This window comes from Asticcacaulis taihuensis (genome assembly GCF_900100255.1).
GTDB classification, from domain to species: Bacteria; Pseudomonadota; Alphaproteobacteria; order Caulobacterales; family Caulobacteraceae; genus Asticcacaulis; species Asticcacaulis taihuensis.
Genome location: NZ_FMTS01000003.1, coordinates 321719 through 340721 on the forward strand (window position 1 = coordinate 321719; position 19003 = coordinate 340721).

Sequence of the window (19003 nt, forward strand, 5' to 3'; positions counted from 1 at the left end):
TGTCCTCCCCAGTCCAGTTTGGCCGAAGGTGTCCGATTTTCGACAGGCCCGCAAGCGGTAATCCATTAACCTTGTGCATTCAAAATCAGGACTTACCCTCAAAGAGCGCTTCGGCGTAAACCTGTTTTTTAAGCGCAAGGCTTGCGTTCATGTTATGAAGGCGTGGGAAGAGGCGGACTTGATGCCGGGGAAGACATTGGGCGACATCCATCATACCATGGGCACCTTCATGCCGCACGGCGCCGGTTTCCTGTGGCAGCCGGGCATATTGTGGCTGCATGTGCTGTCCGACCTCGGCATCGGGCTTTCCGCCTTCGGGTTGGGCTGGGCGCTTTTATATATCCGCACGAAGCGCCGCGACCTGTCGATGCGCAACCTTTACATGATCTTCGCGGTCCTGAGCGGATTGGCGGGGGTGCTGGCGCTCAGTGATATCTGGCTGATCTGGCACACCGATTACCTGGCCTCGGGCCTGTTCCGGCTCATCTATGCCGGCATTTCGCTGTGGTGCCTGGTGGCGGTTCTGCTCACCGTGCCGCGCGCCCTGACCCAGCCCAGCCCGCAGCAGCTTTCCCAGGCCAATGAGGCCCTGGAAAGCCTCTACCGACAGACCGAGGAAGCCAGCCGGGCGGTGATCGACAATGTGCTGGACGGCGTCATCACCATTGACGAACACGACCGCATCCACAGCTTCAATGCCGCCTGCGAGGATATGTTCGGTTATCAGGCCAGTGAAGTGATCGGCCGGCCCATTTCGCTGCTGATGCCGGACCCGACCTATACCGAGCACGACCGTTATGTCAGCGAATATCTGCCGATCGATGCCGGCGCGCGGGCCGTACAGGCAAGGCGCAAGGACGGTACGGCCTTTTCCGCCGACCTTTCGGTCAGCGCCTTCGAGGTTGACGGCAAGCCGCACTATACCGGCATCATCCGCGATATTACCAAGGCCAAGCAGGCCGAGGCGGCGCGGCAGAAACTGCTGAAACGCCTGACCGATTCCAATACCGAGCTGGAGCGCTTCGCCTATGTCGCCTCGCACGACATGCAGGAGCCGCTGCGCATGGTGCTCAATTTCAGCCAGATCATCGCCCATGACTATGCCGACAAGCTGGATGACGACGGCCGCGAATACCTGAAGATCATCGGCGATTCGGCAGGGCGTATGCGCGACATGGTCCAGGACCTGCTCGAATATGCCCGGCTCGACAAGGATAGCGGACGCTACGATAAGGTCGACCTGCGCGTTGAACTGGCCCATGTGCTGGAGAATTTGCGCACCCTGACGAAGGAAAGCCAGGCGGTCATCACCTATGACCCGCTGCCTGTCATTTGTGGCAATGGCGTGCAACTGATGCGCCTGATGCAGAACCTGATCGCCAACGCCATCAAATACCAGAAACCGCGGCGGCTGCCGGTCGTTCATGTCGGCTGCGAGGACGATGGCGATTACTGGCGGATATCCGTGCGGGACAACGGCATGGGCATAGAAGACGCCTTTATCGATCAGATATTCGAGCCTTTCCGACGGCTGCATAGCTGGGAAGGCATTCAGGGCTCCGGCCTGGGCCTGTCGGTGTGCCGGAAGATCGTTGAAAGCCATGGCGGCCGCATCTGGGCGGTTTCCGAGCCGGATACAGGCAGTACCTTCTTTTTCACCATTCCGAAAAATCCGAAATCCGAGTAAGCTGCGCATCTGGGAGATAGACGATGGCCAATCTGCTTATTCGGGAAGGGCGTCCGGCCGAGATCATGCTGGTCGAGGACAATCGCGGCGATGCTCTGCTGGCGGCGCGCGCCTTTCGCCAGGCCGAGATCGAGAACAATCTGACCGTGGCCGAAACCGGTGAGAAGGCCCTGGCCATGCTTAGGCGAGAAGGGGAATATGCCGGCCTCCGCCTGCCGGACATCATCCTGCTCGATCTCAACCTGCCGATGATGAGCGGCAAGGATGTGCTGGCGGAGATCAAGACCGACGACGTGCTGCGCCATATCCCGGTGATCATTCTCTCCAGTTCATCGGCGCCGCCGGATATTGCCGGGAGCTACGGCCTTCACGCCAATGCCTATATCGTCAAGCCATTCAATCTGGAAAACTTCAGCGATGTGGTGCGGTCGATCGAGCAGTTCTTCTTTGTGCTGGCCGTGCTGCCTTCGCCGGAATAGGCTCAGGCCAGAATATTGATCTGTGCGCCCGGTCCGGCCGCCGAGATTGAGGGTGCTGGTGCGCCGCCCTGTGATGGCTCGATACCTGACAGTCCGCCGCCGAAATGAAAGGCCGTCTCGGTCTTGACGGTCGGGTCCGTTTTCGCATTGACGCCGTAAGGGCCGGACTTCGGATGCGCCGGGTCGATATGCTTTCTGGCGTAGTCAACGTCCGTGCAGTTCTTGCAACTATAGCCATTGACCGTCACCGGGTGAGGGTAATCTCCGCTGATCGCCATTCTGTTCGCTCCGAGATCCGATCGTTGTAATACGCCGGAGGTATCGAAAGGGTTACAGTGTTATTTCGATATCAGTGATGCGGCGATATTTATGGTCAGCGCCAGGACGGTGGCATTGAACAGATAGGCCGAAACACAGTGGATCAGGCCGATACGCCGCATGTCGGTGGTGGCGAAATCGACATCCGCTGTCTGGCCGGACGTGCCGATCACGAAGGCGAAATAGAGAAAGTCCATATAGTGCGGAGCATCCGTACCTGGAAATATCAGGCCGGCCTTGCCTTTATTGCGCGGCAGTTCGGCATAATAGCCGTGCGCGTAGTGGAAGGTGAAGGCGAGGTGGATATAGGTCCATGAACTGACAAGGGTCAGGCCGGAGAGGGCGATATGCCACGCCTTGACCGGATTGCTGACGGTCTGCGTGGTGGCCAGTTCGCCGACGATGGCGACGAAGCTCAATATGACCGCCAGGATCGAGACCAGCAGAATCACCCCTTCGCCGTCGTCGTAAAGGTGGGCGTGGCTTTTCAGGGTCTCATGGTTCGCCGTCATCATGGCGTGCAGCGAGATGAGGATATAAAATACGGCAAAGCTGTTCCAGGCGATCAGGGAGGCCGTGATGCCGTTCAGCGGCGTCAGAAACAGGCAGCCGGCCAGTACGGCAAGCCCCATGGCGACCGACAGGAGCAATTGCGGCTTGTGGCGCAGATAGCGGATGACATGAAGATCGAAGAAGCCGGTTTTTGCGGGTGTCATGAGACTCTAAGCACTTGTCAGTTGGCCGGCCTATGTTAGGCTCTCCGATCCGGCGTTTGTCAATTTTACCTTTCCGGGGAGGAACAGGGTCCGTTCATGGCGATCAGTTTTCAGCATGGTATCGATTTGCCGCAATCCCCGCATCAGGTGTTTACGCTTCTGGCCGATTATTCAAAAGTGCCGCTCTGGCTCAAGCGTTGCGAAGGGGTGGCCAAGCAGGGTTCGGGCCCCAACAAGGTGGGCGACAAGCTGCGTTACGCCTATTGCGAGGGCGGTCGCCACGGCCTGATGGATGGCGTGATCACCGCCTATGAAGAAGACCGCCATATGGCCTATCGCTATTATGATAAGATGATGCAGGTCATTGTCGAATTCCGCATGGAGCCCAATGGCGAAGGCACGCGCCTGACGCACCATATCGACATCACCCCGCATTCGTTCATGGCCAAGCTGATGTCGCCGATGTTCAAAATGAAGCTGCCGAAACAGACCATCCAGACCATGGAAAACATCCGCGCCCTGCTGGCGAAGGAAGCGGCTTAGAAGGTTTATATCTCACGCCGACGGGTTATAGATGCAGCAGGCACCGGTGATAGCGGTAGCGTGAGATGATCCGGGACATCTGTGTAATCTGTGGATAGCCATTCTGTCAGCGGCAGGGCGCGCAAAAAGTCTTGTTTTTTAATCCACAGACGACTCAGATATTGAGGATAACCGCATGCTACCGCTATCGCCGGAAGAGCGGCAGCCAACATTAAAATTCGGCAATGTTTTCGCCCCGGCGCTCGACAAGTCGGCCAAAGGGGTCTTTAACACGTACCAATCGTAACAAACGACACAGGTTGGTCCATGTTCCTCAAATCCAAATTCACGGCTGTGCTGCTGGCCGGTTCGGTTTCGCTGGCTGCACTGGCGGGAGTCGCGCTTCCCGGCGTTTCTTTGGCCGCCCCCCTGACCTACAGCGAGATGATCAAGCTGGACCGGATCAACAGTTTCAAGCTCGATCCGACCGGCCGCTACGCCGTGCTCAGTATTCGCGTCACCGATATGGACAAGAACAAGGGCGTCAATTCGATCTGGCTGAAGGACTTGAGCCAGCCTGCCAAGCCGGAAATCAAGCTGGCGGTTTCCGAAGGCGGCGCCTCCAATGCCCAGTTCGGACCGGATGGCGCCATCTACTTCATCTCCGGTCGCGGCGAGGGCGGCACGGACCAGGTATGGAAGACCGACCTGACCGGTGCCACCGCCACCCAGGTCACGCACCTACCGCTCGACGTGCAAGCCTACCAGATTGCCCCGGATGGTAAGGGGCTCGTCGTCGGTCTCGCCGTCTTCCCGGAATGCAAGGGCCAGGAGATCGCCTGTACCGTCCAGAAACAGACCGACCGTAAAGCGGACAAGTCCTCCGGCACGGTCTATGACAAGATCTTCGTCCGCCACTGGGACACCTGGGCCGACGGCACCCGCAACCACCTGTTCTACGTGCCGATGGCGGGCGGCGATGCCGTGGCCCTGACCGACGGCTATGACGGCGACGTGCCTTCCAAGCCTTATGGCGACGAGGCCGACTACACCATCAGCCCGGATTCCAAGACCGTCTGGTTCTCGGCGCGCGAAGCCGGCAAGTCCGAACCATGGAGCACCAATTTCGATATCTATTCGGTGCCGATCACCGGTGGCGCGCTCACCGACCACACGACCGATAACAAGGCCTGGGACGGCACGCCGCGTGTCTCGCCCGATGGCAAGACGGTGGCCTATCTCGCCATGAAACGCCCCGGCTTCGAGGCCGACCGCTTCGGCATTATGCTGATGGGCGAAGACGGCCAGGCCCGCGAACTGGCGCCCGACTGGGATCGTTCGGTCGCCGGGATGCAGTGGTCGAAGGACGGCAAGAGCCTGCTGGTCGATGCCGATGACGTTGGCAAGCACATCCTCTTCCGCGTCGACGTCAAGACCGGTAAGGTGACCCCGCTGACCAAATCCGGCCATACCAGCGCCTATGCCGAGACCCCGCGCGGTATGGTTTTCCTGCAAGACAGCCTGAACCGTCCCTCGACCTTCTATCAGGCCAAGCCGAAGGCCGCCTTCATCGATGACGGCGCCACCAACCTGACGAAGTTCGATGCTGTGCTCGACGGCCTGACCACCGGCCAGTACCAGCAGTTCAGCTTCAAGGGCTGGAATAACGAGGATGTCCACGGCTATGTCATCAAGCCGGTTGACTACGAAGAGGGCAAGTCTTATCCGGTCGCCTTCCTGATCCACGGCGGACCGCAGGGCTCCTTCGGTGACGGCTGGTCCTACCGCTGGAACCCGCAGACCTATGCCGGCGCCGGCTATGCGGTGGTGATGATCGATTTCCACGGTTCGACCGGCTACGGCCAGGCCTTCGAGGACGCCATCTCGCGGCACTGGGGCGACCGTCCGCTGGAAGACCTGCAAAACGGCTGGGATTACGCGCTGGCCAAGTATGCCTTCCTGGATGGCAACCGCGCCTGTGCGCTCGGCGCCTCCTATGGCGGCTTCATGGTCAACTGGATCGCGGGCAACTGGAAAGAGCCTTGGAAATGTCTGGTGACGCATGATGGCGTCTTCGATTCGCGCTCGATGGGCTATTCCACCGAAGAACTATGGTTCGAAGAATGGGAACATGGCGGCATCATCTACGATGATCCCGCCAAATATGATGACTTCAACCCGGCGCTACATGCGAAAGACTGGTCGGTGCCTATGCTGATCGTCCATTCCGACAAGGATTACCGCATACCCGTCGAACAGGGCATCGGCGCCTTCACGGCGCTCCAGCGCCAGGGCATCGAGTCGGAATTCCTGCGCTTCCCGGATGAAAACCACTGGGTGCTCAAGCCGGCCAATTCGCTGAAGTGGCATGACACAGTCTTCAACTGGCTCGATACCCACATCGGTGCCAAGTCCGAAGGTGCAAAATGATCTCCCGGCGCGGTCTTATCGTCAGTGGCGGGGCCGCGCTGGCCCTTGGCGGTTCTTTGAGTGGCTGTTCTGAAAAGGTGACGCAGGCGCTTGGGTTTGCCCAGCGCATGATCGAGATCCAGAAACGCCACGGCGGCCGGGTCGGGGTATCTGCCCTGACCGGCACCTCGACCGCCAATGCCGAGGCCAATGGCTCTTTGAGCATTCAGTCAAACGATCACTTCGCCATGTGCTCGACCTTTAAATGGGTGCTGGCGGCGGCCATCCTCCAGCAGGTCGACCAGGGCAAGCTCAACCTGTCCGATCCGGTCAGGTACGGCAAAAAGGATTTGCTCGAATACGCCCCGACCACGACGGCCAATGTCGCCAAGGGCCAGATGACCATTGGTGAGCTGTGTCTGGCGGCGGTCTCTCTGAGTGACAATACGGCCGCCAACCTGCTGTTTCCCCTCATTGGCGGTCCGGCTGGACTGACCACCTTTGTCCGGGGGCCGGGTGATACGGTCACGCGCTTCGACCGCACCGAGCCCTCGCTCAACACGAATATCGACGGCGACGAGAAGGATACCACGACGCCGGAAGCGATGAGCACCTTGCTGCGTATGGTCTTTACCGGCTCGGTTCTCAAGCCCGAGAGCCTCAAATCGCTGAAAGACTGGATGGTCGCCACCTCTACCGGCGATGCCCGCATCCGCGCCGGCGTGCCCAAAGGCGCGGTGGTGGCCGACAAGACCGGCACCGGCGCCAACAACGCCACCAATGATGTCGGGGTCATCTGGCTGCCCAATAGGCCGCCGGTCTTCCTGTCGATCTATACCTCCGGCGGCTCGCTCGATGCCGATGGCCGCAATGCGGTCATCGCCGACATCACCAGGCTCGTCTTTGATACTCTGAATTTCGTCGAAACACTGGACAAGGCGGACGCATCCAGCGCATCGTCCTGACCATGAAATCAGGCGTTTCGATCGACGATGTGCTGGCCGAGGTGGCGCTGATGGTGCGGCCGCAGTTCGGCAAGGGGCGGCCGGCCGACTATATTCCGCAACTGGCTGGTGTCGATCCGAACAAGTTCGGTATGGCGGTCTGCACCGTCTCCGGCGGCGAGCATGTCATTGGCGATGCCGACGAACCGTTTTCGGCGCAATCGATCACCAAGCTGTTCGCGCTCGGCCTGGCGTTGAACCAGATCGGCGATGAGGTGTGGACGCGCGTCGGCAAGGAGCCTTCGGGCACGCCTTTCAACTTCCTCTCCCAGCTCGAATACGAGCACGGCGTGCCGCGCAATCCCTTTATCAATGCCGGTGCCCTGGCGATCACCGATATCCTGCTCGATACGGTCAAGGCGCCGGAACTGCTGGTGCGCGATTTCATCGGCATGTTGAGCGGCTCGCAGCTTGAGATCGACGAGGCGGTGGCGCAGTCGGAGATCGACACCGCCCACAAGAACCGCGCCATCGCCAATCTGATGCGCGGCGCTGGCACCATAACGCACGAAGTCGAGGCGGTGATTGCCGCCTATTGCCGGCAATGCGCCATCACCATCTCCTGCCGGCAACTGGCACGCGCTGCCCTGCCTCTGGCGGCGGATGGCTTCTCGCCCATTGCCGAGGAGACCATCTTTCCCTCGCGCCTGACCCGCAGGCTGAATGCGCTGCTGTTGACCTGCGGCACCTATGACAGCGTCGGCTCCTTTGCCTATCGCGTCGGCCTGCCGGCCAAGAGCGGCGTCGGCGGTGGTATCCTGGCGGTGGTGCCGGGACAGGCGACCATCGCTGTCTGGTCGCCGGAACTGGACAGGTTCGGCTCGAGCGTGGTCGGCACGGCGGCGCTGGAATATTTCGCGCAACTGACCAACTGCTCTGTACTGTAACTTTGCCAAACCTTTATGGTTGACCCCGCCATCGGGATGCCAATCTTACAGAGCCGCGCCTAAACTCTCCTGACATCTGAGGACATACGCGGATCAGGCGATCAGGAGACTCCCATGCCCAGAAACTACAACATCAACGACAACACCGGCGGCACCAATATGGTCGGCCGCGCCTATACGCCCCAAGTCGCGCCGTGGAACAGGGATGATGACGATGTCAGCGTCCAGCGCAGCCTGAGGGATGATCCCCAGGAATGGCGCGACCGCCGTGATGACCGTGACATGCGTTCCCTGGACAGGGAATATGATTATCGCAACCGTGACCGTTATGACCGCGAGCCGGATGCCTATTACCGCCGCGACCTTGTGCCGGGTTATGGCGACGAGCGCCGGGGCTTCCACAATGCCGGTAGAAATGATCATGAGTATCAAAGCGACGACCGTACGTATTATAATCAAATGGGGTATCGGGATGAACGCGATGATGAGCGTCGCGCCGGTCATCGCAAGCATTGGGAAAATCGTGAACCCGATTATCGCTACCAATATAACGACTACCAGCGTGCCGATGAACGCGAAATACGCCGAGGCAATCAGGCTCGCTACGCCAGGCAAGAGGATGCCAGCGGCTATCGCTCCCGAAACGATCGGGATGGCTGGATGAGCCGCGAGCGTTCCGATTACGGCCGCGAGGATTATGACCGTGACCGTTATAACGACCGCGAGCGCTATTACGCCCGCAATGGCGAAGAACGCGGCCGCTGGAACCGTCGCTGACACCCTTGAGAGGGCAAGCCGAAAAGACGCCGGATGAAATGACTATCCGGCGTCTTTTTTACAATGCCAATGACTGCCGGTACTCTTCGATGGCGGCCAGTTTGGCCTCGAAGGGCGCCCAGTCGTCCTCCAGCGCAATCTGCGCCCAGATGGCTTCGATTTCGTCAATCAGCAGGGTTTCCGGATCGGCCTGTTTGAAGCGCGGATGATCAAGCTTTTCCGGTGCGGCTGTATCATAGGTTTTCAACATGTCATGGAAGGCGGTGAAAACCTCGCCGGTGTAGCTGGCGGCGCGTGGACCGGAAAGGGCGCGCATTTCGCTCAGGATGCCACCGAACCAATCGTAAAAAAGGCCCTCGAAGCTGCCGTCACTGCGCAGCGTGGCAAGGAAATCATATAAGGCGGTAGCCAGTAGGGCGTTATCAGGCTGAGGTGTCAGATTTAGCCGCCGGCAGATGGCCAGGCCCAGTTCCTGTTCATAACGCCTATTGAAATCATTGAAGCTGGCAATCAGCGGTTCTAGCTCGCTGATCAGGGTCAGGCAACGGCCCAACTGGCCGAGGTTCCACAGCACGGCATCGGGCTGGCGGCCATAGGCGTAAAGCCCGCTATGATCGAAATAGGCGGCGGTGAAATTTGGATCATAATACGGCAGGAAGCGGTAGGGGCCGTAATCGAAGCTCTCGCCGGTGATGTTCATATTGTCGGTATTGAGCACGCCATGGACAAAGCCGGCCGCCATCCAGCTTGCGGTCAGTCTGGCAGTCTGTGTCACCACGGCATCGAATAGTGTCGCCGCATCGCTGCATTCGGGATAGTAATTGGCCTGGACAAAGGCGACCAGGTCGCGCAGGGTTTCGATCTCATTGCGGTAGGCCAGGCGCTCGAAGGTGCCGAAGCGGACATGGCTGTGGCTCAGACGAACGAGCACCGACGAGCGCGTAGGCGAGGGCTCGTCTCCACGCACCAGTTGCTCGCCGGTCTCGATCAGGGAAAACGACTTCGAGGTCGGAACGCCGAGCGCCTCAAGCATGGCGGTGGCCAGTACTTCCCGCACCCCACCTTTCAGGGTCAGCCGGCCATCGCCGCCACGCGAATAAGGGGTAGTGCCGGAGCCCTTGGTGCCAAGATCAAGCAGGCGATCATGATCATCCAGCAGTTGCGCGAACAGGAAGCCGCGGCCATCGCCGAGATCGGGATTATAGTGGCGGAACTGATGGCCATGATAACGCAGGGCCAGTGGGACCGGCTGATTGTCGGGCAGAGGCTGAAAACGGCCGAAATGGGTGATCCATTTGGCATCGCTCAAGGTTTCCAAACCGACCGACTGCGATGCCCGCTGGTTGCGGTAACGCAGAATCGTCTGCGGGAAATTGGCGGCAGCGACCGGATCATGCAGGGCAAGCGGGCTTTGTTCCAGCCGGGGCGCGGGGCGGTAAGACATCAGTTGCAGGTTTTCACGGCCTGCCAGGACGTCAGTTGATAATTCCGGTTCAGGTCGCGGAACACCTTGGCGGCCACGAATTTACCTCCGGCGAGCAGGCCGATCCTTTCCGGCTTGACGCTCAGGCACAGGCTGTAATTGACGCCGGCGACGATCTGCTGGCGGGCTGAAATGATCTTATCCAGCCTGACCTTTTTCGGTGCGGCGGAGACGGCGAAATCAGCGACGGCCCTGATTTCGGCATCCTCAATGGAAGCCTTCTGAAAACCGCCGACGATCGGGAGTGGTTCTTGCGCCGGTGTTTGGGAATTGGCGGCCGTGGCGATCAGCAGGGCGGGTAATATCAGGGTCAGGCGCGGTAATATCATGGTTTTTGCATCCGGTTTTGCTTGGATATAACGCCTGCGGCTGTTAGAAATCCATCATGAAAATGCCTGCCCCCAAAAACATAGTCCTGAACAAGTCGCTGCTCGAATTCCTCAAGACCGAGGCCGGATCGGGCTCGATTCTGGCTATCTGCGCCATCGTGGCTGTCGTCTGGGCCAACTCACCCTTCGCAGAAAGCTATTTCGGCTTCATCCACCACCATTTCACCTTGTCTGTCCCCGGCTGGAGCCTCGATGAGAGCGTGCTCGAATGGACGAAGGAAGGGCTGATGGCCATCTTCTTCTTCGTGGTCGGACTTGAGATCAAGTACGAGATTTTCCGGGGGGAGCTTTCGAGTCCGCAGAAGCTGGCCCTGCCAGTGATCGCGGCCATCGGCGGCATGGTGGTGCCAGCCCTGGTCTATGCCGGGATCAACCTCCTGCCGGGCGGCGACCTGCGTGGCTGGTCTGTGCCCATGGCGACCGATATCGCCTTCGCCCTGGCCATACTCGGACTGGTGGGGAAAAGCCTGCCGGCCTCTCTGCGCGTCTTCCTCCTGACCCTGGCGATTGTCGATGACCTCGGCGCCGTCATGGTCATCGGCATATTTTACAGCCATGGATTCCAGGTGGGATATCTGGTGGCGGTAGCGGCATTACTGGCGGTCATGGCGTCGGTGAAATTCGTCAGCCGGTCGCCCTTCGTGCTTTACCCGCTTTACGCGGTCCTGTTCGTGTTGATCTGGGCGATGAGCATCAAATCCGGCCTGGGGCCATCCCTGGTCGCAGTCATGGCCGCCTTCTGCGTCACGCTCGATCCGGGAAAGAACGGCGAACCGGTGCTGAAACAGGTGCTGCACTATGTCCACCCTTACGTCGCCTTTGGCATCCTGCCTTTCTTTGCCTTTACCGCCTCAGGATTCTCACTGGCGGGCGCCGGCGTGGACAGCCTGACCGATCCGCGCTTTCTCGGCGTCACCCTGGGGCTTTTCGCCGGGAAGCAACTAGGCATCTTCTTCGCCGCCTGGCTGGCCATGCGCCTGAAACTGGCCGCCATGCCGGAAGGGGCGACGGCCTGGCAGCTTTACGGCGTCTGCCTGCTGTGCGGCATCGGCTTCACCATGAGCCTCTATCTCGGCGCGCTGGCTTTTCCGGCGGGTGATGAAGCGGCCCAGATCGCGGTCAAGTCGGGCGTGGTGCTGGGATCGCTGCTGTCCGGCTGCGCGGGGGCTTTGTGGCTGTCGCGGAAAAGATCGCAGGAAAAAGGTTGATCCACAGATTACGCAGATTACACAGATTTTTCAGTGCCTTGCCGGTTAATTTATAAGTAGGGGCCAGGTTAGAAGCCGGTGCTTTGCGCCGGAAGCAATCCACACCATCTTCAAATCCATGTCAGTGAAGTTCTGAAAAAATCTGCGTAATCTGTGTAATCTGTGGATACCCTTATCTGGCATAGCGTCTGCCCCCGTCATCGGAGGCAGATTTTAAAGCCGCAGCTTGCCCGTGGTGATATCTTCGATCATCTCCGCCGTCAGCGGCACATAGTCGTCGCCATGGCAGACGAAGATCGGATCGGTGGTCTGCGTGATATCATAGCCCACCTTGATCAGGTCCATCTTCTTGTATTTGAAGGTGCCGGTGGTCTCGACATCGTGCAGCATACGCACGAATTTCGGCCGCGCCCACACCGGCAGCTTTGAATCGACGAAGTTCTTAAAGATCTTCAGGTCGAAGCCTTCGCGCGCGATAATTGCCGCCATGCCGGCCTTGCCGTCGTGGTTAGGTACCGGCACGCCATAGATGATGGCTTCTTCGACGCCGGGCGCCGCGGCGGAATATTCCGCCACTTCCGAGGTCGAGACGTTTTCGCCCTTCCAGCGGAAGGTATCGCCGATGCGGTCGATGAAATAGAGATAGCCGGCCTTGTCTTGGCGCATCAGGTCGCCGGTACGGAACCACTGGTCGCCCTTTTTGAAGACATCGGTCAGGATCTTCTTTTGCGAAGCGGCCTTGTCGGCATAGCCGGAATAGGCATGACGGGCATCCCCGGCGATCTGGCCGATAGCCTCGCCAATCTCGCCGGGTTTACATTCGTAGCACAGGCCGTTTGGCTGGCGATCGGGCATTTCACTTTCCACATCAAAGCGTACCAGCCGGACATTAAAGCTCTTCTTGAGCATTTTAGGCACCCGGGCAATGGCGCCGGAATGGCCATCCAGGTTGAACAGCGACACATTGCCCTCGGTCGAGCCGTAGAACTCCATGACCTCTTTAATGCGGAAGCGCGATTTGAAATGATCCCAGACTTCCGGCCGCATCCCGTTGCCGAAGGCCATGCGAACCTTGTGTTTCGTCTCGTCTTCCGGATTGGGCGCCGGCGGCGAATTGACTAGGTAGCGGCACAGCTCGCCGATATAGACGATATGGGTGATGCCCTCGGCGCGGACATCACTCCAGAACTGGCTGGCGGAAAACTTGCGCTTCAGCACCACGCCGGCGCCATTGAGCAGAGCAGCGCCCACGGCGCACAGCCCGCCGGTCGCATGATAAAGCGGCAGGACGCAATAGACCTTTTCGTTCGGCTTCATCTGGGTCAGGCCGGCGAACGCCTTCATGTAGAGCTGGGCGCGGGCGTTGGATATCTTCGCCGCCTTGGGCAGGCCGGTGGTGCCGGAGGTATAGATATAGAGCGCGATATTATGGGCGGTCAGGCCGCTGCGGAAGGCGCGATCGGGCCTCACGCTGGAAACGCCCTTCAGCGCGGCATCGAGGCTGCGGCAGTTCTCGGTCTCGCTTTCGCGCGGCAGGTCAAGCACCCACAGGGCCTGATGGCGCTCAATCTGGCTTTCGATTTCCTGGAAGGCAGCCCGCGTCGTCTGGTCGACAATGGTCAGGCTGGCCACCGAAATATTGATGCAGTGGGCGAGGCCTGCGCCGGTCAGGGAATTGTTGATCAGGGCGGTGATGACGCCGATCTTGTTGAAACCCAGCCAGATGGCCAGATAGTCCAGCCGGTTGGGCAGGAAGAGCGCCACCGTATCGCCGGCTTTCAGACCCCGCTGGCGGCCCCAGTGGGCGTAGCGGTTGGCCATTGTATCAAGCTGCTGGTAGGTAAGGGACTTGCCCTCGAATTTTACCGCCAGGTTGTTGGGCCACTTCGTCGCCACGGCTTCGAAATCATCGCACACTAGGTCGTGCGAGTCGGGATTGACCGGCTTGACCCATTTCAGGATGCGCAGCAGGCGCTTCATGAAGATGAAATCACGCTTGATATTGGCGGCAAGACCCATGCGCTTAAGCTCCCGGTACATTCGCTCTAGGCGTTACTATAGAAGATAACCTATAGCCGAATCGTTACCGGTAAAGCGCAAATTCGTGTCAGATGGTATTTTCTCTGACGCAGCCGTAACGGAAAGTCAGGATATAATGTCATGCAATTACCATAATGTTTTCCGATATCTCGCCGCCAATAGCCAATTTACGAATGGAGTTTCTGATGTCCCTCAAGGTTTTCGCCCTGGCCGCCGGCGCCTTATCGCTGATCGCGGGCGCGGCCGCCCCTCTGGCCGCCTCGGCCCAGAGCTATGACGGCTACTGCTACGTCAAGAAGTCGGACCTGGCCGGCAAGGACGCCGCCATCGGCGCCGTGGCCGGCGGCATCGCCGGCAATCTGCTAGGCAAGAAGGGCGACAAGACCAAGTCGACCGTGGTCGGTGCGGCGGTCGGCGGCGCGGCCGGTTATGTGATCGGCAAGAACTCGCACGAAAAGGTGCGCTGCCGCGGCGCCAACTATTATGTCTACACCAAGGGCTATTATGAGCCGGCCCCGCGCGCCGATCACAAGGTGGTCTATTTCGAGGACCGCCCGGCGGGCATGAACTACTACTATATCTCGAAGGGAAAGGTGCTGCGTTATCGCGGCCATTGATTTCCGTCAGCCGGATATGCCTTTGGCCCCTTTCGTGGACACGCGGAAGGGGCTTTTGTTTGAGCGAGCGGGAAGGGGTTGTTCTCCTCCCCATCGTGGTGGGGAGGTGGCACGCAGGCCGCCCGCCGCTGTTCGAGGCGTCAAGTCGGCGAGGCTGTCATCCATCATGTCCATAACGGATATGATGCGGTGATTTTCAGGGGAGAGGATAGATTGTGGGAAATCGATTGCCTGCTATCGAAGGCTGTGTAAATTTAAACTATGACCCAGAAAGTGCTCAAGACCGTCAGCGTATCTAACGCTGTTGATGTTTATGTAGGTAGCCTCGTGCGAAAACGCCGTAAAGAATTAGGTGTGAGCCAGGGGGATTTGGCGAAGGCTTTAGGTCTGACTTTCCAGCAGGTCCAGAAATATGAGCGTGGATCAAATCGCATCTCGGCATCAAAGCTTTATGAGATTGCAGACTTTTTGAAAAAGCCTGTTGGCTATTTCTTTGACGGTCTGCCGTCCGAGTTGGAAGACGATCATATTTCATCAAGCGAGGCCAATGCAGGCGCATTTTTGACAAGCGCCGAAGGCCAGAGACTGGCTGCCGCCTTCGCCAAGCTGTCGCCTTCCAAGCGCAAAGGCGTAATGAATCTCGTTCGAGCCATTTTGGCTGACGATTGATTCTAAGCCTATGGCCTGCGCCCGTTTTTTTCGTTAACCTTACGGAGGTGGCGAATATTCGGGGAGGATCGATCAAATGCCTGTTGGCCTGCAAGGCGTTGAAGCTCTTTCAGAACGCCAGAAGGAAATTCTGCGGCTTGTGGCAAAGCATTATCAAGCCAAGGAAATTGCTCGTCTCCTGAACATCAGTGAGCATACCGTAAAAACCCATACCGATGAAGCGAGACGCCGGCTCGATGTCTCGACGAGCCGTCAGGCGGCTCGTATTTTGGTGGATTACGAAGGCGGCACCGGCCTCCCCCTTGAAGAGCCTCCCCCGCGAATGGGGATGCCTGATGCGCCCCTGAGGCTGTCAGTATCAGGCCATGAACAAGCCCTATCTACCCCGCAATCAATTTCTGACCATCAGCTTCCAGGAACTGGAGACAGTCTGGGAAATGCTGGCAGCTCACAACAAATTTGGCGACATCAAGGATTCGGTGGAAGCCGTTCGGGCACTGAGCATGACGTGCAGTCCAATGAAGGCATTGCATACAATGTTAGTCGCCACGGCCTGGTTAGCGGACGATGGGACGAGTTCAGGCGGAGACTGAAAAGCCTTCCGGCGATACAGCTTCTGGGGCTTATCGTTTTAGCGGCTATTGCGCTGGCGTTCATTGCCGGCATGATGGCTGGCACGCTTTTGGGAATGGTCGAAGTCGTCCACAAACTCACCATATACGCCGGCTGGAAATAGTCGGAGAAATGAAGGACGAAGTGAAAAGACAAGAAATGGTACTTCACGGCGCAGAACAGCTTTTTATTGCCGAGCGCTCTATCAAGGCCGCGATGTGCGATACGGCTGCGCTGATCAGCAGCTTGAGTCAGATGAGCACCAATGGTGTTTCCGTGATGATAGGTCAGGAAGCTTTTGAAGAAGCCGCGGCAACTTTTACGGCGCTTACCACGGCCCGTGGCGCTATTGTCCGGACGCACAACGCACTAGATGAAGTAAAGACTCAGTTGGGGTGCGGTGCTATGGCGGCCGGCATTACTGAAGCAAAGCCGCCGAAAACCGGTGACGCCATCATGATTGAGCCCCGTCGGGCGGCATAAAAGAGAAGTGATGTATTACACCTGGGCCTATGTCGGACTTGTAGTGAGCATTCTGGTGTCCGCTTATGCCCTGGTGCGTGGCGGCCCCGCCGAAAGGTATGGGGCCGTTATGTTTTTGATAGCCTGGCTGGCGACGACCCTGGTTCAGAAGCGGACATTTGACGGTATTGAATGGGGTATCGTCGTTGTGGATACGCTCCTCCTCATCGGCTTTGTCATCTTGTGTTTGTCGGCGCGAAAGGTCTGGACGGTCTTAATCGCTGCCTGTCAGTTGAATGCCGTCATTTCTCATTTCGTGCCCTTGCTGGCGCCGAAATTCAACTATGTGAGCTATATCACCGTCATTGCATTTTGGGGTGGCTATGGTCTGCTGGCATGTCTTGCGGTCGGCACCTATAGCCATCAGCGGGAATTGCGGCTTAAACGCGCTGTCGCTGAAGTATGAAGTACGGGCGGTCTCGTCATCATCGAAAGCATAGATGAGCGGGCTTTCGGCGGACGGGCCACGGGCGGCATGAAGTTCTGCTGGATTTGCTGCTGGCGGCCGACCTTGTTGTAAATCTGGATCAGCATCCGGTCGCACGCCGTGATGGCGCGTAAGGAACGTTCGCCTTCGAGCGCGGTCTTGGGCATGGGCAGGGCTTCGACGGCCTTCAGCACGCGGTCGGCATAGGCCCGCAACCGTATCCGCCGCTGTTCGAGCGGCGTCAGGTCGGCGAGGCTGTCATCCATCATGTCCATAGCGGATATGATGCGGGCGTTTTCAGGGGAGGGGCTAATAAAGAATATAGAACAGTCCTATGGCTGTTGCACATCCAGAAGCTTCAAGGATTTGAAATGGCAGCTTCAAGTTGACCCTAGGAGGGTAAGGGGAATCTATTTAAGCAGAGGCCTAAACAGTGAGCGGGGCAAAAATGATAAAACGTGTTGTTTTGAAAAATTTTAAAAAATTTCGCGAGACTACATTTAATCTTCTGCCAAATGGTGTGACGTTTTTGGCCGGTGGAAATAACTCTGGAAAATCGACGTTATTGCAAGCCTTGGCAATTTGGGAATTTTGCCGGGGCGTACTAGAAATGGAACGAGGCCGCCAAAGTTTGCTGACTGGATACACTAAGCAAGGGCTAGGCCTTTCTGATGATGAATTTTCCCCTATAGCAATAGCTAGTTTAAAACATCTTTGGACAAATTTAAAAACACAGGCTCCAGGTGTGGATGGATATTCGCTCACTATAAAATGTGAGTGGGATGATATTGTTGGTGCTGAAAAACATCTGATGATTTCTTTGGCGCTCGCCAACGATAGACTATTTATTAAAGCTGGTTCTACGAATTTAACAGTAGAAGATGAAATCCCGACCTTAGCTTATTTGCCTCCATTCGCGGGAATCGGTAGTAGAGAAAACTTCATGTCTGGCGCGGAACGCCGGGCGATGACTGGTCGAGGTTTAGCGGGGGGTGTCATTAGAAATTTATTGCATGATATGCACAGGGAAAATGAAGAAGAGCGATCTCGTTTAAAAGTAGGTCGCACAAAGATTAAGAATAGTGATCTTGCTAGATTGCGAGCAGAAAATTCATGGGAAATTTTGCAAACAAATTTGGCGCAAATATTTCGAACTCAATTAGAGGTGGTTCCATTTAATTCTATTTATCACAGCTACATAAAGGTTAATTGCATAAAAGGGGCATTTGATGGTGTTAAATTTTCTAGATATAAAGGATATAATGCGCGTGATTTGATGGCTGAGGGAAGTGGTTTTTTGCAATGGTTAAGTGTGTATGTTCTTGCACTGAATCCCTCTGTTTCCACTATTCTACTTGATGAGCCTGATGCACATTTGCATCCGTCACTTCAAGCTCAACTTATTGATAGGCTGCAGAAAATTGCTATCGAAAAAGGAAAGCAAGTCTTGTTGGCAACGCACAGTACGGAGATACTGCGCTGGGCCGATCATTTGCAAGTGATGTCTTTTTCAGGAGGTGGGGCGAAATATCTTACGGCTTCAGATCAAAAGGTAGGCCTATTCCTAGGTCTAGGTAGCGATTACGCTCCTAAAATTGATCCGTTGCGACGAACTCGCCGGTTGCTCATCGTGGAGAATATCAGCGATGAGAGAATGCTAAAAAAATGGGCAGAAAAAATTGGATTGAATTGGCCGCAAAATATTATTGCTTGGCCATGGACAGGCGGGAATTCCGAACGCAAACAGTTATTTTTACAGCTTAAGGCAGAGATACCAGAATTGCGAGCGATAAGTATAAGAGATCGCGATGATCAAGCGTTAAATCAAGTTGATCAAGAAAGTCTTCGAGATAAAACGGTTGATAACGCCAATGAAGACCTAGTTCTTCGTGTGTGGCGTAGGCGGCATATTGAAAACTATGTCCTCTTTCCCCCTGCAATAGCTCGAGCTTCAGCCAGAAATTTGCACGAAGTCGATCAATTAATGGCCGAGCATGCTTTAGTGGTTCCGCAAAATTTCGTAGCGAAGGATACCGCCTTAGCTATGCTGGATGCGCGAGGCAAAGAAATTTGCGGTAAGGGCAATCAAAGTATTAAGGCTGTGCTTGGCGTAACGCCGCTTCAGATCGCTAGCGCGATGGAGCCTGAAGAAGTGCCAGAGGACGTCAGGACTTTGATTGAACAAATTATTGCTCTCTGCGCATAGCTCATTCTTGCCTCTTCCCTAGCATTCGCCT

At 57.1% G+C, this 19003-nt stretch carries 20 protein-coding genes; 14 read left to right on the forward strand and 6 right to left on the reverse strand.

The genetic code is table 11. The annotated features are described in order from the left end of the window. Window positions 1-181: 181 nt before the first annotated feature. Window positions 182-1687: a sensor histidine kinase gene (locus BLO49_RS10445; RefSeq protein WP_170828295.1), complete on the forward strand. Its 1506-nt coding sequence runs from the start codon at window positions 182-184 to the stop codon at window positions 1685-1687. A gap of 23 nt (window positions 1688-1710) precedes the next feature. Beyond that, window positions 1711-2166: a response regulator gene (locus BLO49_RS10450; protein WP_090648019.1), complete on the forward strand. Its 456-nt coding sequence runs from the start codon at window positions 1711-1713 to the stop codon at window positions 2164-2166. Between the two features lie 2 nt (window positions 2167-2168). Here BLO49_RS10450 and BLO49_RS10455 read toward each other — a convergent pair whose 3' ends face one another. Continuing rightward, on the reverse strand, window positions 2169-2444 hold the full coding sequence (locus BLO49_RS10455; RefSeq protein WP_090648022.1) for a hypothetical protein: 276 nt from the start codon (window positions 2442-2444) through the stop codon (window positions 2169-2171). Between the two features lie 60 nt (window positions 2445-2504). Beyond that, window positions 2505-3200, reverse strand: a complete 696-nt coding sequence (locus BLO49_RS10460; RefSeq protein WP_090648025.1) for a DUF1345 domain-containing protein — start codon at window positions 3198-3200, stop codon at window positions 2505-2507. A 96-nt stretch (window positions 3201-3296) separates the two neighbouring features. Between BLO49_RS10460 and BLO49_RS10465 the strand changes: the two genes are divergently transcribed. The 5 genes from BLO49_RS10465 (at window position 3297) to BLO49_RS10485 (ending at window position 8799) form a co-directional block, all read left to right on the forward strand. Next, the gene (locus BLO49_RS10465; protein WP_090648027.1) at window positions 3297-3743 is read left to right on the forward strand and encodes an SRPBCC family protein; all 447 of its coding nucleotides are present in this window, start codon (window positions 3297-3299) and stop codon (window positions 3741-3743) included. A 306-nt stretch (window positions 3744-4049) separates the two neighbouring features. Further along, window positions 4050-6152, forward strand: coding sequence for a S9 family peptidase (locus BLO49_RS10470; RefSeq protein WP_090648030.1), 2103 nt, complete (start codon window positions 4050-4052; stop codon window positions 6150-6152). Next, window positions 6149-7096: a class A beta-lactamase gene (gene bla / locus BLO49_RS10475; RefSeq protein WP_090648032.1), complete on the forward strand. Its 948-nt coding sequence runs from the start codon at window positions 6149-6151 to the stop codon at window positions 7094-7096. The genes BLO49_RS10470 and bla overlap by 4 nt, the downstream gene beginning before the upstream one ends. Before the next feature lie 2 nt (window positions 7097-7098). After that, complete coding sequence (locus BLO49_RS10480) at window positions 7099-8022, forward strand: glutaminase (RefSeq protein WP_090648035.1); 924 nt, start codon at window positions 7099-7101, stop codon at window positions 8020-8022. A 114-nt stretch (window positions 8023-8136) separates the two neighbouring features. Next, entirely contained in the window at window positions 8137-8799 is a 663-nt protein-coding gene (locus BLO49_RS10485) for a hypothetical protein (protein ID WP_090648038.1), read from the forward strand. Between the two features lie 58 nt (window positions 8800-8857). Here the strand turns inward: BLO49_RS10485 and BLO49_RS10490 are convergent, their stop codons facing one another. Next, on the reverse strand, window positions 8858-10243 hold the full coding sequence (locus BLO49_RS10490; RefSeq protein ID WP_090648040.1) for a protein adenylyltransferase SelO family protein: 1386 nt from the start codon (window positions 10241-10243) through the stop codon (window positions 8858-8860). Beyond that, window positions 10243-10611: a cystatin domain-containing protein gene (locus BLO49_RS10495; protein ID WP_090648043.1), complete on the reverse strand. Its 369-nt coding sequence runs from the start codon at window positions 10609-10611 to the stop codon at window positions 10243-10245. The genes BLO49_RS10490 and BLO49_RS10495 overlap by 1 nt, the downstream gene beginning before the upstream one ends. A gap of 56 nt (window positions 10612-10667) precedes the next feature. Here BLO49_RS10495 and nhaA point away from each other — a divergent pair, with 56 nt between their 5' ends. Continuing rightward, entirely contained in the window at window positions 10668-11879 is a 1212-nt protein-coding gene (gene nhaA, locus BLO49_RS10500) for a Na+/H+ antiporter NhaA (RefSeq protein ID WP_245678978.1), read from the forward strand. Window positions 11880-12092: 213 nt separating this feature from the next. On the opposite strand, the gene BLO49_RS10505 is transcribed toward nhaA, so the two are convergent. Next, on the reverse strand, window positions 12093-13898 hold the full coding sequence (locus BLO49_RS10505) for a long-chain-acyl-CoA synthetase (protein WP_090648048.1): 1806 nt from the start codon (window positions 13896-13898) through the stop codon (window positions 12093-12095). Between the two features lie 206 nt (window positions 13899-14104). On the opposite strand from BLO49_RS10505, the gene BLO49_RS10510 reads away from it, so the two are divergent. The 5 genes from BLO49_RS10510 (at window position 14105) to BLO49_RS10530 (ending at window position 16745) form a co-directional block, all read left to right on the forward strand. Continuing rightward, the gene (locus tag BLO49_RS10510; RefSeq protein ID WP_170828296.1) at window positions 14105-14536 is read left to right on the forward strand and encodes a glycine zipper domain-containing protein; all 432 of its coding nucleotides are present in this window, start codon (window positions 14105-14107) and stop codon (window positions 14534-14536) included. A 261-nt stretch (window positions 14537-14797) separates the two neighbouring features. Continuing rightward, window positions 14798-15205 carry a helix-turn-helix domain-containing protein gene (locus BLO49_RS10515; RefSeq protein WP_090648053.1) on the forward strand — a complete coding sequence of 136 codons (408 nt, stop codon included), beginning with the start codon at window positions 14798-14800 and terminating at the stop codon, window positions 15203-15205. 76 nt (window positions 15206-15281) lie between these two features. Then, window positions 15282-15941, forward strand: coding sequence for a response regulator transcription factor (locus BLO49_RS10520; protein ID WP_090648056.1), 660 nt, complete (start codon window positions 15282-15284; stop codon window positions 15939-15941). A gap of 8 nt (window positions 15942-15949) precedes the next feature. After that, on the forward strand, window positions 15950-16300 hold the full coding sequence (locus tag BLO49_RS10525; RefSeq protein ID WP_245678979.1) for a hypothetical protein: 351 nt from the start codon (window positions 15950-15952) through the stop codon (window positions 16298-16300). A gap of 10 nt (window positions 16301-16310) precedes the next feature. Further along, the gene (locus BLO49_RS10530; protein ID WP_090648060.1) at window positions 16311-16745 is read left to right on the forward strand and encodes a hypothetical protein; all 435 of its coding nucleotides are present in this window, start codon (window positions 16311-16313) and stop codon (window positions 16743-16745) included. Here BLO49_RS10530 and BLO49_RS10535 read toward each other — a convergent pair. Further along, entirely contained in the window at window positions 16703-17035 is a 333-nt protein-coding gene (locus BLO49_RS10535; protein ID WP_139159667.1) for a hypothetical protein, read from the reverse strand. The two genes, BLO49_RS10530 and BLO49_RS10535, sit on opposite strands and share 43 nt — an antisense overlap. 179 nt (window positions 17036-17214) lie before the next feature. Here BLO49_RS10535 and BLO49_RS10540 point away from each other — a divergent pair, with 179 nt between their 5' ends. Continuing rightward, window positions 17215-18972: an ATP-dependent nuclease gene (locus BLO49_RS10540; protein ID WP_090648064.1), complete on the forward strand. Its 1758-nt coding sequence runs from the start codon at window positions 17215-17217 to the stop codon at window positions 18970-18972. The last annotated feature ends 31 nt before the right edge of the window (window positions 18973-19003 follow it).